Annotated in this window: 12 protein-coding genes and 1 tRNA gene; 9 read left to right on the top strand and 4 right to left on the bottom strand. The window is 69.3% G+C overall.

Going from position 1 to position 16,306, the window contains the following annotated elements:
- Nucleotides 1-125: 125 nt before the first annotated feature.
- The gene (locus tag DDF62_RS11390; protein ID WP_116489225.1) at nucleotides 126-1,220 is read right to left on the bottom strand and encodes a citrate synthase/methylcitrate synthase; all 1,095 of its coding nucleotides are present in this window, start codon (nucleotides 1,218-1,220) and stop codon (nucleotides 126-128) included.
- 76 nt (nucleotides 1,221-1,296) lie between these two features.
- Here DDF62_RS11390 and DDF62_RS11395 point away from each other — a divergent pair, with 76 nt between their 5' ends.
- Nucleotides 1,297-2,445 carry a citrate synthase family protein gene (locus DDF62_RS11395; RefSeq protein ID WP_116489226.1) on the top strand — a complete coding sequence of 383 codons (1,149 nt, stop codon included), beginning with the start codon at nucleotides 1,297-1,299 and terminating at the stop codon, nucleotides 2,443-2,445.
- A 238-nt stretch (nucleotides 2,446-2,683) separates the two neighbouring features.
- Here the strand turns inward: DDF62_RS11395 and gltB are convergent, their stop codons facing one another.
- Both gltB and DDF62_RS11405 read right to left on the bottom strand, forming a co-directional pair.
- On the bottom strand, nucleotides 2,684-7,207 hold the full coding sequence (gene gltB, locus DDF62_RS11400; RefSeq protein ID WP_116489227.1) for a glutamate synthase large subunit: 4,524 nt from the start codon (nucleotides 7,205-7,207) through the stop codon (nucleotides 2,684-2,686).
- 18 nt (nucleotides 7,208-7,225) lie between these two features.
- On the bottom strand, nucleotides 7,226-8,674 hold the full coding sequence (locus DDF62_RS11405; protein WP_116489228.1) for an NAD(P)-dependent oxidoreductase: 1,449 nt from the start codon (nucleotides 8,672-8,674) through the stop codon (nucleotides 7,226-7,228).
- Nucleotides 8,675-8,919: 245 nt separating this feature from the next.
- Here DDF62_RS11405 and DDF62_RS11410 point away from each other — a divergent pair, with 245 nt between their 5' ends.
- Entirely contained in the window at nucleotides 8,920-9,720 is an 801-nt protein-coding gene (locus DDF62_RS11410; RefSeq protein WP_116489229.1) for an undecaprenyl-diphosphate phosphatase, read from the top strand.
- A 187-nt stretch (nucleotides 9,721-9,907) separates the two neighbouring features.
- Here DDF62_RS11410 and DDF62_RS11415 read toward each other — a convergent pair whose 3' ends face one another.
- Complete coding sequence (locus DDF62_RS11415) at nucleotides 9,908-10,879, bottom strand: complex I NDUFA9 subunit family protein (RefSeq protein WP_116489279.1); 972 nt, start codon at nucleotides 10,877-10,879, stop codon at nucleotides 9,908-9,910.
- A 142-nt stretch (nucleotides 10,880-11,021) separates the two neighbouring features.
- Between DDF62_RS11415 and DDF62_RS11420 the strand changes: the two genes are divergently transcribed.
- From DDF62_RS11420 to DDF62_RS11450, 7 genes are all read left to right on the top strand, one after another.
- A tRNA-Leu gene (locus DDF62_RS11420) sits at nucleotides 11,022-11,108 on the top strand.
- Between the two features lie 150 nt (nucleotides 11,109-11,258).
- On the top strand, nucleotides 11,259-11,876 hold the full coding sequence (locus DDF62_RS11425; protein WP_101720588.1) for a ribonuclease D: 618 nt from the start codon (nucleotides 11,259-11,261) through the stop codon (nucleotides 11,874-11,876).
- 14 nt (nucleotides 11,877-11,890) lie between these two features.
- Entirely contained in the window at nucleotides 11,891-12,520 is a 630-nt protein-coding gene (gene lptC, locus DDF62_RS11430; RefSeq protein ID WP_341871571.1) for an LPS export ABC transporter periplasmic protein LptC, read from the top strand.
- A 42-nt stretch (nucleotides 12,521-12,562) separates the two neighbouring features.
- Nucleotides 12,563-13,093, top strand: a complete 531-nt coding sequence (locus DDF62_RS11435) for an LptA/OstA family protein (RefSeq protein ID WP_244286795.1) — start codon at nucleotides 12,563-12,565, stop codon at nucleotides 13,091-13,093.
- An 8-nt stretch (nucleotides 13,094-13,101) separates the two neighbouring features.
- Nucleotides 13,102-13,863, top strand: coding sequence for an LPS export ABC transporter ATP-binding protein (lptB, locus tag DDF62_RS11440; RefSeq protein WP_116489232.1), 762 nt, complete (start codon nucleotides 13,102-13,104; stop codon nucleotides 13,861-13,863).
- Between the two features lie 194 nt (nucleotides 13,864-14,057).
- Nucleotides 14,058-15,557, top strand: a complete 1,500-nt coding sequence (gene rpoN, locus DDF62_RS11445) for an RNA polymerase factor sigma-54 (protein WP_116489233.1) — start codon at nucleotides 14,058-14,060, stop codon at nucleotides 15,555-15,557.
- Between the two features lie 91 nt (nucleotides 15,558-15,648).
- Complete coding sequence (locus DDF62_RS11450; protein ID WP_116489234.1) at nucleotides 15,649-16,260, top strand: exopolysaccharide biosynthesis protein; 612 nt, start codon at nucleotides 15,649-15,651, stop codon at nucleotides 16,258-16,260.
- Nucleotides 16,261-16,306: the final 46 nt, after the last annotated feature.

The following is a 16,306-nucleotide window of genomic DNA, read 5'->3' on the forward strand; positions in this document are numbered from 1 at the left end:
GATTCGCTCGCGCTGAAGGTGAATCGGCGGTCAAAAATGTGTCAAGTTCGGCGAACTTCGATATGTGCTTTCGCTCTCATGTGTGTCTTTCGCAACAATCTTGCGCAACGGGGAAGCAGCGGCCGTCAGGCCGCCGCCCTGGGGCGGGGCCCGACATAGACCGACTGCGGACGAATGAGCTTGCCGCTGGCCTGCTGCTCGCGGGCGTGGGCGATCCAGCCGGCCGTGCGGCCGGCGGCGAACACGCAGGTGAAGGCCTGCGGCGGCAGGCCCAGGGCTTCGAGCAGGAGCGCGGTGTAGAACTCGACATTGGTTTCCAGCGGCCGGTCGGGCTTGCGACGGCGCAGGATGTCGAGGGCCGCGCGCTCCACCGCTTCGGCCAGGGCCAGGCGGCCGGGCAGGGCGCCGGCGCTCTTCGACAGCCGCGACAGGGCCGCCTTCAGGGCGTCGGCGCGGGGGTCGCGGACACGATAGATGCGATGGCCGAAACCCATCAGCCGCTCGCCGGCGTCGAGCGCGGCCTCCAGCGAGGGGACGGCGTTGTCGGCCGAGCCGATGGCGTCCAGCATGTCGATCACCGGTCCCGGCGCGCCGCCGTGCAGCGGGCCCTTCAGCGTCGACAGCCCCGCCAGCACCGCCGAGCCCAGCCCCGCCCGCGTCGAGGCCGCCACCCGGGCGGCGAAGGTCGAGGCGTTGAGGCCGTGGTCGCAGACCGTGACCAGATAGGCGTCCAGCGCCCGGGCCTCGCCGTCGGTCGCCGGGGCGCCCCGGATCATCCGCAGCACGTCGGCGGCGTGGGGCAGGGCCGGATCGGGCGTGACCGCCTCCAGGTCCTGGCGACGGCGCAGGGCCGCGGCGGTGAACACGGCCGGCGCGGCGATCAGCGCCAGGGCGTCTTGCAGGCTGTCGCCGTCGGGCAGGCGGGCCAAGAGGGCGCGCATGGCGTCATAGGGATCGCGGGCGGCCAGGGCGTCGTCGAGGGCCGCGACCTCGGCGAAGGCCCGGGCGCGGGCCTCGCCCAGGGCGGGCGTGAGATCGGTCGGCAGGTCGTCGAAGAAGCCGTCCAGCAGCAGGTGGACGGCGTCCTCGAAGCGGGCGCGGCCGGCCAGGTCTTCCACCGCCCAGCCGCGGATGGTCAGGCGGCCGGCCTGGCCGTCGACGTCGGAAAGCACGGTGGCGGCGGCGATCACGCCTTCGAGGCCGGCGGAAACTTGGACCATGACTGCGGTCTCCTTTCGCCCTCGATCTTGGTCCCGGCCCGTTGATCGTCAATCTTGATCAATATAATCAATATCCATGGCGGATGATTGGCTCGATGCGGACCAGGCGATGGCGCGGCTCGGCGTGCGGCCCCAGACGCTGTACGCCTATGTCAGCCGGGGCCGGATCGAGGCTCACGCTCACCCCGAGGATCCGCGCCGCAGTCTCTATCGCGCCTCCGACGTGGCGGCGCTGGCGGGGCGCAAGGCGCGGGGCCGCAAGGCCGCCGACGTGGCCGCCGCCGCCATCGCCTGGGGCGAGCCGGTGCTGGCTTCGGCCATCACCACCGTGCGGGCGGGGCGGCTGTGGTATCGCGGCCACGACGCCGTGGAGCTGGCCAGGACCGAAAGCTTCGAGGCCGTCGGCCGGCTGCTGCGCGACGATGCGGCCGAGGCGGCGGTGGCCGCCCACGCGCCGAGCCCGGCGCCGACGATCCGCGCCCGGCTGTTCGCCGATCTCGCCGCCCGCGCCGGCGAGGATCGCCCCGCCCGGGGGCGCGCGCCGCTGATGCTGGCCCAGGAGGCGGCGGGCCTGCTGGACCTGGTCGCCGACGCCGTGGCGGGGCGGGCGGGTGAGGGGCTGATCCACCAGCGGCTGGCCGCGGCCTGGGGCCTGGACGCGGCCGGCGGCGACCTGGTGCGCCGGGCGCTCGTCCTGCTGGCCGACCACGAGCTCAACGCCTCGACCTTCGCAGCAAGGGTCGCGGCGTCGACCGGCGCGTCGCTGTCGGCGTCTGCCCTGGCCGGCCTTTCGGCGTTGTCGGGACCACTGCACGGCGGCATGGCCGCCCGGGTCGAGGCCCTGGCCCGCGAGGCCAAACGGGAGGGCGCCGAGCGAGCGGTCGCCGTGCGTCTGGACCAGGGCGCGCCGCTGCCGGGCTTTGGCCATCCGCTCTATCCCGACGGCGATCCGCGCGCGGCGGCGCTGCTGGCGGCTTTCGATCCCGCGCCGGACATGGCCGCCTTGCACGCGGCGGTGGTCGCCGCCACGGGCCAGGCGGCCAATATCGACTTCGCCCTGGTCGCCCTGGCGCGGACCCTGAAGCTGCCTGACGACGCCCCCTTCGCCCTGTTCGCGGCCGGCCGCACCGCCGGCTGGCTGGCGCACGCCCTGGAGCAGGCCAGGACGGGCCGGCTGATCCGGCCGAGGGCGCGGTATGTGGGTGATGCTTTCCCTCCCCCTTGATGGGGGAGGGGCAGGGGTGGGGGTGGTTGCTGACGAAGATGACGGGCGTCAGTGTTCGTCGGCCGGCGCTGTTGTCACCCCCATCCCCGGCCTTTCCCCATCAAGGGGGAGGGAGGATCAAAACAACAAAGGGGAGCGCTCGGGCCGGAGCGCTCCCCTCGTCGTGCGGCGGGCTGGGAGGCGCGCCGCGCGGCCGTCGCCCCGGAAGAAGGCGACGGATCTCGTTGCGGGCGAGCCCTTAGGCCCGCTCGTGAACCGCTTCCTCGGCCGCCAGCGGCTGGGGCAGGCGGCTGATCATTTCCTTCGGGCAGACCTGCCAGAAGAGATCGCGGGCGCGGTCCCAGTCGCGCAGCAGGCTCTCGGCGAAGGCCGAGTCCGTCTCGCGGGCGTGCTCGGCGATCAGCGAGCGCAGCACGCCTTCCCAGTAGGGCGAGGCCAGGCGCTGCACGACGATGCTCTCGGGATTGTAGTTGGCCGAGAAGCGATCGTGCTGGTCGAGCACGAAGGCCATGCCCCCGGTCATGCCCGCGCCGAAGTTGCCGCCCGTGGGCCCGAGGATCACCACCTGGCCGCCGGTCATGTATTCGCAGCCGTTGGTCCCGCAGCCCTCGACCACCGTGGTGGCGCCCGAGTTGCGGACGGCGAAGCGCTCGCCGGCCTGGCCGGCCGCGAACAGGCGGCCCGAGGTGGCCCCGAACAGCACGGTGTTGCCGATCAGGGTGTTGGTCTCGGGCGCCGCCAGGCCACGCGGCGGCTTGATGGTGATCGTCGCGCCCGACAGGCCCTTGCCGACATAGTCGTTGGCCTCGCCGGTCAGCTCGATGCGCAGGCCCTGCACCGCGAAGGCGCCCAGGCTCTGACCGGCCGAGCCCTTGAGCTGGACGGTCAGGTGGCCGGCGGGCAGGCCCTTCATGCCGAACTTGCGGACGATGTGGCTCGAGGTGCGGGTGCCGATGGTGCGCGCCGTGCTGCGGACCGTGTAGGTCAGCTGCATCTTCTCGCCGCGCTCCAGCAGCGGAGCGGCGTCGCGGACGATCTGGGCGTCCAGGGTGTCGGGCACGGCGTTACGGCCGACGACCGTGTTGTACGGCTTGTTGGCGCCCGGATCGGCGCGAACCAGCAGCGGGTTCAGGTCGAGGTCGTCGAGGTGCTCGCCGCCGCGCGAGACCTGCGCCAGCAGGTCGGTGCGGCCGACGATTTCCTGCAAGGACTTGAAGCCCAGGCCCGCCAGGATCTCGCGCACTTCCTCGGCCACGAAGGTGAAGAGGTTGACGACCTTGTCCGGCGTGCCGGTGAACTTGGCGCGCAGCGCCTCGTCCTGGGTGCAGACGCCCACCGGGCAGGTGTTGGAGTGGCACTGGCGCACCATGATGCAGCCCATCGCCACCAGCGAGGCGGTGCCGATGCCGAACTCCTCGGCGCCCATCATCGCGGCGATGACCACGTCGCGGCCCGTGCGCATGCCGCCGTCGGCCCGCAGGACCACGGAGTGGCGCAGGTTGTTCAGCGTCAGCACCTGGTTGGCTTCCGACAGGCCCATCTCCCACGGACCGCCGGCGTACTTCACCGAGGTCTGGGGCGAGGCGCCCGTGCCGCCGACGCCGCCGGCGACCAGGATCACGTCCGCTTTGGCCTTGGCCACGCCGGCGGCGATGGCGCCGATGCCGGTGGCCGCGACCAGCTTCACCGTGACCCGGGCGACCGGGTTGATCTGCTTCAGGTCGTAGATGAGCTGCGCCAGGTCCTCGATCGAGTAGATGTCGTGGTGCGGCGGCGGGCTGATCAGCATCACGCCCGGCGTCGAGTGACGCAGACGTGCAATCATCTCCGTGACTTTAAAGCCAGGAAGTTGGCCGCCTTCACCGGGCTTGGCGCCCTGGGCGACCTTGATCTCCAGCTCGACGCACTGGTTCAGGTATTCGGCGGTGACGCCGAAGCGGCCCGAAGCCACCTGCTTGATGGCGCTGTTGGGGTTGTCGCCGTTCGGCAGCGGCTTGTAGCGCGCGCTGTCCTCGCCGCCTTCGCCCGAGACCGAGCGGGCGCCGATGCGGTTCATGGCGATGTTCAGCGCGCCGTGCGCCTCGGGGCTCAGCGCGCCCAGGCTCATGCCCGGCGTGACGAAGCGCTTGCGGATCTCGTTGACGCTCTCGACGTCGTCGGTCGAGATCGGGTTGCGGTCCGAGCGCCAGTCGAGCAGGTCGCGCAGCTGGATCGGCTTCTGCGTGCGCAGGCCCGAGGACCAGCGGCGATAGAGCTCGTAGTCGCCGGTGTCGCAGGCGCTCTGCAGGGTGTGCATGAGCCGGGCTTCGAAGGCGTGGGCCTCGCCCGAGCGGCGCGACTTGTAGAGGCCGCCGACCGGCAGGGTCACCGCCGACAGTTCCCAGGCCTTGCGGTGCAGCTCGACGGTCTTGGTCTCGATGCCGGCCAGGCCGATGCCCGAGATGCGCGAGGGCATGCCGGGGAAGAACTCGGCGGCCAGCGCGCGCGACAGGCCGACGGCTTCGAAGTTGTAGCCGCCGCGGTACGAGGAGATGACGCTGATGCCCATCTTGGAGATGATCTTCAGCAGGCCGCCCTCGATGGCGCCCTTGAAGTTCAGGCACACGTCGCGCAGCGTCTTGTCGCCGGCCAGGCCGCGCTCGAGGCGGTCCTGGAAGCTTTCCTGCGCCAGATAGGCGTTGACCGCCGTGGCGCCGACGCCGACCAGCACCGCGAAATAGTGCGTGTCGAGGCACTCGGCCGAGCGGACGACCAGCGAGACGTAGGAGCGCAGGCCCTTGGCCACGAGGTGGGCGTGCACGCCGCCGGTGGCCAGGATCATCGGCAGGCCGACGCGGCCTTCGTCGCTGGCCTCGTCGGTCAGGACGATGGCGCCGCAGCCGCGCAGCACCGCGTCCTCGGCCTCGGCGCGGATGCGGTCGAGGTTGGCGCGCAGGGCGTCGCCGGCGCGGGCCTCGGCGGCGGGCAGCGGCATGGTGCAGTCGATGACCGCGACGTTCTTCTCGCCCAGCAGTTCGCGGATGCGGATGTACATGCCGGTGGTCAGCACGGGGCTTTCCAGCACGTAGACGTCGGCCTGCGCCGCGTCCTGGGCCAGGATGTTGCCCAGGTTCTTGAAGCGGGTCTTCAGGCTCATGACGCCGGTCTCCCGCAGGGGGTCGATCGGCGGGTTGGTCACCTGGCTGAAGTTCTGGCGGAAGTAGTGCGACAGCGGACGATACTTCTCCGACAGCACCGCCAGCGGCGTGTCGTCGCCCATCGAGCCGACGGCTTCCTTGCCGTCCTCGACCATCGGGGCGAGGATCATCTCCAGGTCTTCCAGCGAATAGCCGGCGGCGGCCTGGCGGCGGGTCAGCTCCTCGCGGCCGTAGCTGCGCGGCTCGGGACCGGGCGCGATCTCCTTTTCGAGATCGACCATGTTGCCCAGCCACTCGGTATAGGGGTGGCGGCCGGCCAGTTCGTCGACGATCTCGTCCTCGCCGTAGAGCTTGCCCTCGCCCAGGTCGATGGCGATCATCCGGCCCGGCGCGATGGCCAGCTTGCGGGTGATGCGGCTTTCCTCGACGCCGCACATGCCCGCTTCCGAGCCCATGATCACCAGGCCGTCGTCGGTATAGGCCACGCGCAGCGGGCGCAGGCCCGAGCGGTCCTTGCCGGCCACGACCCAGCGGCCGTCGGTGGCGCACAGGGCGGCCGGACCGTCCCACGGCTCCATCACGGCGTTGCAGTAGGAATAGAGCGCCTTGTGCTCGTCGCTCATGTTGGGGTTGGACGCCTCGGGCACCAGCAGGGCCTTGGCCATCGGCGCGTCGCGGCCGGCGCGGACCAGCACCTCGAAGGTGTTGTCCAGGCTGGCGCTGTCCGAACCGCCCGGCTGGATCACCGGCTTCACGTCGTCCCCGAACTCACCGAAGGCGTCGGCCGCCATCTTGATCTCGTGGGACTTCATCCAGTTGATGTTGCCCTTGATCGTGTTGATCTCGCCGTTGTGGGCGAGCATCCGGAAGGGCTGGGCCAGGCGCCACTGCGGGAAGGTGTTGGTCGAGTAGCGCTGGTGGAAGATCGCCACGGCGGCGGCGAAGCGCTCGTCCTTCAGGTCCGGATAGAACTCGTCGATCGACTCGGCCAGGAACATGCCCTTGTAGATCAGCGAGCGGGCCGAGAACGAGCAGATGTAGAAGTCGCTGATGTTCTGGGCGTGCACGCGCTTTTCAATGCGCTTGCGGCACAGGAACAGGGCGCGTTCCAGCGCCTCGCCCTCCAGGCCGGCCGGACCGGCCAGCATGATCTGCTCGATTTCCGGGCGCGTGGCGTTGGCCTTCTCGCCGATCACCGAGGTGTCGACGGGCACCTGGCGCCAGCCGTAGATGTAGAAGCCGAAGCGCAGGGCCTCGGCCTCGACGATCGTGCGGCAGGTCTCTTGGGCGCCCAGGTCGGTGCGCGGCAGGAAGATCTGGCCGACGGCGATCGGACCTTGGCGCAGGGCGTGGCCGGTGCGGCGCACCTGATCGATGAAGAAGTCCTGCGGGACGCTGACGAGCACGCCGGCGCCATCGCCGGTCTTGCCGTCGGCGTCCACGGCGCCGCGGTGCCACAGGGCCTTGAGGGCCTTGATCGCCAGTTCGACGACCTCGCGGCGCGGCTGGCCGTCGATGGCGCAGACCAGGCCGACGCCGCAGGCGTCGCGCTCGGTGGTCGGGTCGTAGGCGTGGCCGTCGATGAGGGCCTGGCGGTTCTTCAGATAGAGGTCGATCTGGCTCATGGTCTGATCTCTCTTTCCTTATTCCGCCGCGATCAGCGCGGGAGCGCCGGCCTTGGCCTTCAGGTAGCGGTGGATGGCGTCGGCGGCGTCGCGGCCGTCCTTGATCGCCCACACCACCAGCGAGGCGCCGCGGACGATGTCGCCGGCGGCGAACACGCCGTCGAGGTTGGTCATCTGGTTGCGGACGTCGGCCTTGACCGTGCCCCAGCGGGTGGTCTTCAGCTCGGGAGCCGACCAGGCCTGCGGCAGGTTCTCGGGCTCGAAGCCCAGCGCCTTGACCACCAGCTGGGCCGGACGGTCGAAGTCGCCGCCGGGGATCTCCTCGGGGCTGCGGCGCCCCGAGGCGTCCGGGGCGCCCAGGCGCATGCGGATGGCCTTCACGCCGGTGACGGCGTTGGCGTCGCCCGACAGGGCGCGCGGGGCGGCCAGCCATTCGAAGGTGACGCCTTCTTCCTCGGCGTTGGCCACTTCGCGCAGCGAGCCGGGCATGTTGGCCTTGTCGCGGCGATAGAGGCAGGTGACCGAGGTCGCGCCCTGGCGGATGGCCGTGCGCACGCAGTCCATGGCGGTGTCGCCGCCGCCGACCACGACCACGTCCTTGCCCTGGGCGTTCAGTTCGCCGCTGTCATAGGCCGGGACGTCGTCGCCCAGGGTCTTCTTGTTGGAGGCGATCAGGTAGTCGAGCGCGGGCACCACGCCCTTGTCGCCGCCGCCGGGCACGGTCAGGTCGCGGGCGGCGTAGACGCCGACGGCGATCAGCACGGCGTCGTGCTGGGCGCGCAGGTCTTCGAGGGTGGCGTCCTTGCCGACCTCGAAGCCGAGCTTGAAGGTGACGCCGCCGTCGGCCAGGCGCTGGGTGCGGCGCTCGACGACGTCCTTCTCCAGCTTGAAGCCGGGGATGCCGTAGATCAGCAGGCCGCCGGCGCGGTCGTGGCGGTCGTAGACGGTGACGGCGTAGCCCTGCTCGCGCAGCTTCTCGGCGGCGGCCAGGCCGGCCGGGCCGGCGCCGACGACGCCGATCGACTGGCCGCGGTCGGCGGCGGCCACGAGCGGCTTCACCCAGCCCATCTCCCAGGCCTTGTCGGTCAGGTAGCGTTCGACCGAGCCGATCGTCACGGTGCCGTGACCCGACTGCTCTATGACGCAGTTGCCTTCGCAGAGGCGGTCCTGCGGGCAGATGCGGCCGCAGACTTCCGGCATCGAGTTGGTGGCCTGCGACAGGGCGTAGGCTTCCTCCAGCCGGCCTTCGGCGGTCATCCGCAGCCAGTCGGGGATGTTGTTGTGCAGCGGGCAGTGGGTTTGGCAGTAGGGCACGCCGCACTGCGAGCAGCGCGAGGCCTGCTCGTTGGCTTTGGCGTCGATGAAGTCGGCGTAGATCTCGTGAAAGTCGCCGTTACGCTCTTCGGCCGCCCGCTTTTCAGGCGTGCGACGCGCGACGGTCGTGAATTTCAACATGCGCTCGGCCATGCGCCTTCCCTCGCCCCCGTTGCCGGGGAAAAATTTGCTTGCGAGGGCCTCATACGGACTCTTCAGGGCAATAAGAATGCGGTGGTAAAATTAGTGTACGAATATATCCGTGACGCCGCCATGGTCATTGCGAGCGACTCGCAGCTATGCCCTAAATTGGTCCACTTTTTGGATAAACCCTTTCTTTACCGTGTCGGGCGCACGCCCGTTTCCGCTCGTAAGGGCCTGTTTCACAAGGGAATGACATGCCAGATTGGCTGATCGCGATCGTGCTGGGCCTGATCGAGGGCCTGACCGAGTTCATTCCCGTCTCGTCGACCGGCCACCTGCTGCTGGTCGGCCACTTCCTGGGCTTCCACAGCCCGGGCAACACCTTCCAGGTGCTGATCCAGCTGGGCGCGATCCTGGCGATCACCAGCGTCTATTTCGGGCGGTTGTGGGGGCTGCTGACCACCCTGCCGACCAATCCGGGCTCGCGCCGGTTCGTGATCGGCATCCTGCTGGCCTTCCTGCCGGCGGTGTTCGTCGGCGTGCTGGCCCACGACTTCATCAAGACCGTGCTCTACGAGAGCCCGGCCCTGGTCTGCACCACCCTGATCGTCGGCGGCTTCATCCTGCTGGGCCTGGACCGCATGAAGTTCGAGCCCAGGCACACCGACGTGGCCGACTATCCGCTGAAGACGGCCTTCATCATCGGCCTGTTCCAGTGCCTGGCCCTGGTGCCCGGCGTCTCGCGCTCGGGGGCGACCATCGCCGGCGCCCTGCTGCTGAAGTGCGACAAGCGCTCGGCCGCCGAGTTCAGCTTCTTCCTGGCCATGCCGACCATGGCCGGCGCCTTCGCCTACGACCTCTACAAGAACATCGACCAGCTCAGCACCAAGGACATGGGCATGATCGGCCTGGGCTTCGTCGCCGCGCTGATTTCGGGCGTGTTCGTGGTCAAGACGGTGCTGAACTTCATCACCCGCCACGGTTTCGCGCCCTTCGCCTACTGGCGGATCGCCGTCGGCGTCGTCGGCCTGGCGCTGCTCTACATCCCGCGCTGAGACGGCCGCGGCCCTTCTCCCCTTGCGGGAGAAGGTGTCGGCGTAAGCCGACGGATCAGGGATTTCTCAAAAGCAAAACGCCGCGACAGCCGATCAGCTGTCGCGGCGTTTTTCGTTGGTGCGACCCCTCGCCCGACCTCCCTCCGGGAGGCCGCCCTCTCCCGCAAGGGGAGAGGGAAGGTTTGGATCAGAACGCGCCGGCCGGGGTGGGGGCGTACTGGCCGCCCTTGCGGTAGCGGTAGAGGTAGGACGGCACGACGGCCTCGACGGCGGTCGGGACGATCCCGAGGTCGGCCAGGCCCTTGGCGCCCGGCGCGACGACGTTGTCGCCGGCCTTCAGCAGGGCGACCTGGTCGGTGGTCAGCGGCGGAGCCAGCGGCAGGAGCGAGGCCTGGATGTCGCCCAGCTTGCCCACCAGGCCGGCGATCGGCCAGGGCAGGGGCGCCAGCACGCGGGCGCGGCCGGTCTCGGTCAGAACGAGCTCGAGCAGTTCCTTGAACGAATAGACGGCCGGGCCGCCCAGTTCGTAGGTCTGGCCCTGCGCGCCCGGGGTGGCGATGATCTTGGCGATGGCGGCGGCCACGTCGCCGACGAACACCGGCTGGAACTTGGTGGCGCCGCCGCCGACCAGCGGCAGGGCCGGGGCGGTCGCGGCCAGCTGGCCGAACTTGTTGAAGAACTTGTCGTCCTGGCCGAACACCACCGACGGGCGCACGATGGTGGCGGTCGGGAAGGCGGCGCGGACGGCGGCTTCGCCTTCGGCCTTGGTGCGGGCGTACTTGGCGTCCGAATCGGCGTTGGCGCCGATGGCCGAGACCTGCACCAGGCGCTTGACGCCCGCGGCGGCGGCCTGTTCGGCCACGGTCTTGGCGCCCATGGCGTGCAGGCTCTGGAACTGCTGGCGGCCGCTTTCCCACAGCACGCCCACCAGGTTGACGGCCGCCTCGGCGCCGTCCAGCGCGCGGGCCACCGAGGCCTCGTTGCGCACATTGGCCTGGATCACCTCGATCTGGCCGACATCGCCCAGCATGCGCATGCGATAGGCCAGATTGGGCTGACGCACGGCCACGCGCACGCGATAGCCCGACTTGGCGAGGGCGCGCACCACCTGGCTTCCTACGAAGCCCGAGCCGCCGAACACCGTGACCAGACCCTGCATCTTCATTCCTCGTCGCTGCGATGAAGGGGGGATTAGACGAGCCTGGGGATGTTCGCAAGAAAAGTGAGAAATGCGATTGACGCCGCCGGAACCATTGCATAAACGTCCGGCCCTCGCAGCGGCCCAACGGGTTGCGCCGCGGGCCCAGGTGGCGGAATTGGTAGACGCGCTGGCTTCAGGTGCCAGTGACCGAAAGGTCGTGGAGGTTCGAGTCCTCTCCTGGGCACCACCCCTCTCGCAAGCATGCGACGAGGCGGTGGCGCCAAGCTTTCCTTACAATTGATACTCCGTTCATCTGGCGTGCATCGCCGACGCTCCACTATAAGACGTCGGAGCGGCGCCGGTCGCGACGACGCCGACGCGTGGAGACGAAAGACACTTGGCCAGCTTTGTTCATGAAGGCGACCTGCCCGACGGCGTGTTCGCCGGGGCGACCGCGATCGCCATCGATTCGGAAACCATGGGCCTGCGCCTCGGGCGCGATCCGCTGTGCGTGGTGCAGCTGTCGTCCGGCGACGGCGACGCCCACGTGGTGCGCCTGGACCGCTCGACCTATCACGCGCCGAACCTGAAGAAGCTACTGGCCGATCCGGCCGTGCTGAAGCTTTTCCACTTCGGCCGCTTCGACATCGCCATGTTCCTGCTGCATCTGGGCGTCATGACGGCCCCCGTGTACTGCACGAAGATCGCTTCCAAGCTCGCCCGCACCTATACCGACCGCCACGGCCTCAAGGACGTGACGCGCGAGCTGATGGGCGTGGAGCTGTCCAAGGCCCAGCAGAGCTCCGACTGGGGCGCTGATTCGCTGAGCCCCGAGCAGGTGGCCTACGCCGCCTCGGACGTTCTGCATCTGCATGGCCTGCGCGAGCGTTTGAACGCCATGCTGGTGCGCGAGGGCCGCATGGCCCTGGCCCAGGCCGCCTTCGACTATCTGCCCCACCGCGCCGCCCTCGACCTGGCCGGCTGGGAAGACGTCGACATCTTCGCGCACGCTTAAGGGAGAGACGAGCCGTGGCGGACGTGGCGATGAGGGGCGGCTTCAAGCGCGATCTGCGGCGCTGGCGCCGTCGTTCGCGCCTGGTCCGCGGCGCGCGCCTGCTGCTGCCGGTGGCCATCCTCGCCCTGGTCGGCGCGTCCGTTGGCCAAGTGGTCTGGCGCACGGTGACCGCCGCCGAGCGCGCGCCGGAAAGGCCCCAGGCCCAGATCCGCATGCTCAACCCGCGCTTCTACGGCCAGTCCAGCGAAGGCCGGGCCTTCCTGATCACCGCCCGCTCGGCGGTCCGCGACGACGCCGACCTCAAGCGCGTGCTGCTGGACGATCCGACCCTGACCCTGGGCACCGACGAGCCCAAGCCGACGCGGGTCACCTCCAAGAACGGCGTCTATCGCGAGGACACCCTCAAGCTGGTGCTGCGCGGCGACGTGCGCATGGACGACGGGGGCGGCTATCGCTTCGCGTCGGACGAGGCTTTCGTCGACACCAAGACCGGTGTGATCACCGGCGAAACCCTGCTGCAGGGCGAAGGCCCCACAGGACAGGTGAAATCCAACGCTTATTCCGTATATGACAAGGGCGACCGCATCGTTTTCCGGGGCGGCGTGAAAACGCGCCTGGACCGCGTCGACGGCGACGGGAACTAGAGGACGATGCGACAGATGAGGGCGAGGTCGATGAAACGAGCAATGGCGGTCGCTATCGCCGCGAGCCTGCTTGGCGGGCTTTCGGCCGCTCCGGCCCTGGCGCAGAACAGTTCCAGCGCGCCGGTCGACATCTCGGCCGACGAGCAGGAGACCATCTCCAGCCAGTGCAAGACGATCTTCCGCGGCGCCGTCGAGGTGCTGCAGGAGACCTCGCGCCTGCGCGCCGCCAAGATGACCCTCTACAATCAGAAGAAGGCCAAGAGCGGCGACGGCAGCGGCTGCGGCAACGTCGACCGGGTCGAGGCCGAGGGCGAGGTGTTCTACGTCACGCCCAAGCAGACCGTGCGCGGCGACCGGGCGACCTACGACTACGCCTCCAACACCATCGTCGTGACCGGCAACGTCATCGCCATCCAGGGCCAGGACGTGGCCCGAGGCGACCGCATGGTGGTCAACACTAAGACCAACGACGTGCGGATGGAATCGACCACCAAGGGCGCGGGCAAGAAGAACCGCGTGCGCGCCGTGGTCTATCCCAGCACCTCGGACGACGCCAGCAAGCCCAAGCCCTGAGAGCCGTGATGCAGTTCAACTCCCTGGGCGGCGGCTCGACCGAGGACGGTCTCTATGTCGACGGCGTCGGCAAGACCTTCGGCGACCGGCCTGTCGTCAAGAACGTCTCGCTGCGCCTCAAGCGCGGCGAGGTGGTCGGCCTCCTGGGCCCCAACGGCGCCGGCAAGACCACGACCTTCTACATGGTCACGGGCCTGATCGCCGCCGACTACGGCTCGATCTATCTCGACGGCGAGGACATCACGGCCCAGCCGATGTTCCAGCGCGCTCGCCTGGGCGTCGGCTACCTGCCGCAGGAAGCCTCGATCTTCCGGGGCATGACGGTCGAGCAGAACGTCATGGCCGTGGTCGAGATGCGCCAGAAGAACCAGCGCGTGGCGCGCGAGACGGTGACCAACATCCTCGAGGAGCTGCGGATCACCCACATCCGCAAGTCGCCGGCCGTGGCCCTGTCGGGCGGCGAGCGCCGTCGCGTGGAAATCGCCCGCGCCCTGGCCAGCGAGCCGTCGTTCATGCTGCTCGACGAACCGTTCGCCGGCATCGACCCGCTGGCCATCTCCGACATCCGCGAGGTCGTGAACTATCTCAAGAACCGCGGCATCGGCATCCTGATCACCGACCACAACGTCCGCGAGACGCTGGACATGGTCGATCGGGCCTCGATCATCGCCGCCGGCGAGGTGCTGTTCGAAGGATCCCCCAAGGAGATCGTCGACAACCCCGAAGTGCGCCGGGTTTACCTGGGCGACAGCTTCTCCGACCGCGCTTAAACGGTTCGGACACGATTGCGGCGCGGCGCCCTGCCGCGTCGACCACGAAAAAGGCCTTGTCCCGCAAGGCCTTTTTCTTTTTTCGCGGACGGATGGTCGCACCGGCCCGATATTTGCAGGCGTTCGCGCCCCGTTAACCAGACCGGCCTTTCAATGGCGATCGTAACTTTCGTTCGATTTGCCAGGAGGGCGCGTTGGCGCTCAGCCCCAGACTCGATATCCGGCAGGGCCAGGGCCTTGTCATCACTCCGCAACTGCAGCAGGCGATCAAGCTTCTGCAGCTGTCGAACATCGAGCTGGAAGCCTTCGTCGAGGCCGAGCTCGAACGTAATCCGCTGCTGCAGCGCGACGACAGCGACCGTGAGGTCGAACGCGAGGGCGAGCCCGAGCGCGCCGTCGAGAACCTGGGCATGGAAAGCGTCTCGGACGCCTCGGCCAATCGCGAGATGGACACGCCCGGCGACGACGTCTCGCCCGGCGAGCGCGCCACCGGCGACGGCGAGGACCATGGCGCCGAGCACGCCGGCGGCCAGATCGACTGGTCGCGCGCCGGCGGCGGCGGCAGCTTCGAGGGCGACGACAATTTCGAAGGCGCCCTGAACCGTCCCGAGACGCTGTCCGAGCACCTGAACGGTCAACTGCTGCTGGCCGGCCTGTCGCCCGCCGACGAGGCCATCGCCGCCATCCTGATCGACGCCGTCGACGCGGCCGGCTACCTGCGCGCCGATCTCTGGGAGATCGCCGAGCGCCTGGGCTGCGAACTGGACCGCGTCGAGCGTGTGCTGAAGGTCGTCCAGGGCTTCGAGCCCTGCGGCGTGGCCGCCCGCGACGTGCGCGAGTGCCTGGAACTGCAGCTGCGCGACGTCAACCGCTACGACCCGGCCATCGCCGCCCTGCTCGACAATCTCGACCTGCTGGCGCGCCGCGACCTGACCACCCTGCGCAAGATCTGCGGCGTCGACGACGAGGACCTGCGCGAGATGATCGCCGAGGTCCGCGGCCTCACCCCCCGTCCGGGCGCGGCCTTCCACAGTGACCCGCCCCAGACCCTGGTGCCCGACGTGCACGTGCGCGAAGGCCTGGGCGGCATGTGGCACGTGGAGCTGAACACCGACACCCTGCCGCGCGTGCTGGTCGACCAGCGCTACCACGCCCGCGTCTCCAAGGGCGCGCGCAGCGACCAGGAAAAGACCTTCGTTTCCGACAGCTTCGCCACCGCCAACTGGCTGGTCAAAAGCCTTGACCAGCGGGCCAAGACCATCCTGAAGGTGGCCAGCGAGATCGTGCGCCAGCAGGACGGCTTCCTGGCCTATGGCGTCGAACACCTGCGGCCGTTGAACCTGAAGACCGTCGCCGACGCCATCGGCATGCACGAGAGCACGGTCAGCCGGGTCACCTCCAACAAGTACGTGGCCACGCCACGCGGGGTGTTCGAGCTGAAGTTCTTCTTCACCTCGGCCATCCAGTCGTCTGAAGGCGGCGAGGCCCACTCGGCCGCCAGCGTCCGTCACAAGATCAAGGGCTTGGTCGAGGCCGAGAAGACCGAGAGCGACGTCCACTCCGACGATCGCATCGTCGAGATCCTGAAGGCCGCGGGCGTCGACATCGCCCGCCGCACGGTGGCCAAGTATCGCGAGGCGATGCGCATTCCCTCGTCGGTCGAGCGCCGCCGCCTGATCAAGGAAAGCGCGTAGTCCTTCCCGCGCCGCGTCGAATAGCGACGTTTTCGCGCAAGCGATTTACGCTCGTCCTGCGTTATACCTGCCTTGCGAACCAGGGCCGGGAATGAGCGACGAGAAGCTGTCAGACGTGATCGAGGGGTTCGGGGACGACCCGCGCCCGGTGCTGACCGTCAGCCAGATGCTGGAAGCCTTCGACAGCCGCGCCTTCGGGGCCACGCTGCTGGTGTTCGGCCTGCTCAACTGCCTGCCGCTGCCGCCCGGCTCCTCGACCCTGCTGTCGCTGCCGATCCTGCTTCTGGCCCCGCAGATCGCCTGGGGCGCCAACGCCCCCTGGCTGCCGCGCGGGGTGCTGGAAAAACCCCTTAAGCGCGACGACCTAAGGGGCCTTTTCCGGCGCATCACGCCGGTTCTGCGCCGCCTGGAAGTGGTGACGCGGCCCAGGCTCGGCTTCATGTTCGCGGCCGGCGGCGAACGCTTCATCGGCGTGGTCTGCACCTTGCTGGCCCTGGTGCTGGTGCTGCCGATTCCCCTTGGAAACCTTGCCCCTGGCGCGACGGTGGCCGTCCTGGCCCTGGCCCTGCTGCAGCGCGACGGCCTGCTGGCCCTGCTCGGCTACCTGATGGCGACCGCCAGCGCCGCGCTGCTGTTCCTCAGCGCCGGTGTCGTGACCGCCGCCGTCAAGAGGCTGATCGGGGTCTTTTCGGGACTCTTCTGAGGCCCTTTTGCTCCCGCTTGACACCGCCCCCGGACCGGCGCGTTGA

The sequence above is a fragment of the Caulobacter radicis genome (assembly GCF_003094615.1).
Taxonomy (GTDB): domain Bacteria; phylum Pseudomonadota; class Alphaproteobacteria; order Caulobacterales; family Caulobacteraceae; genus Caulobacter; species Caulobacter radicis.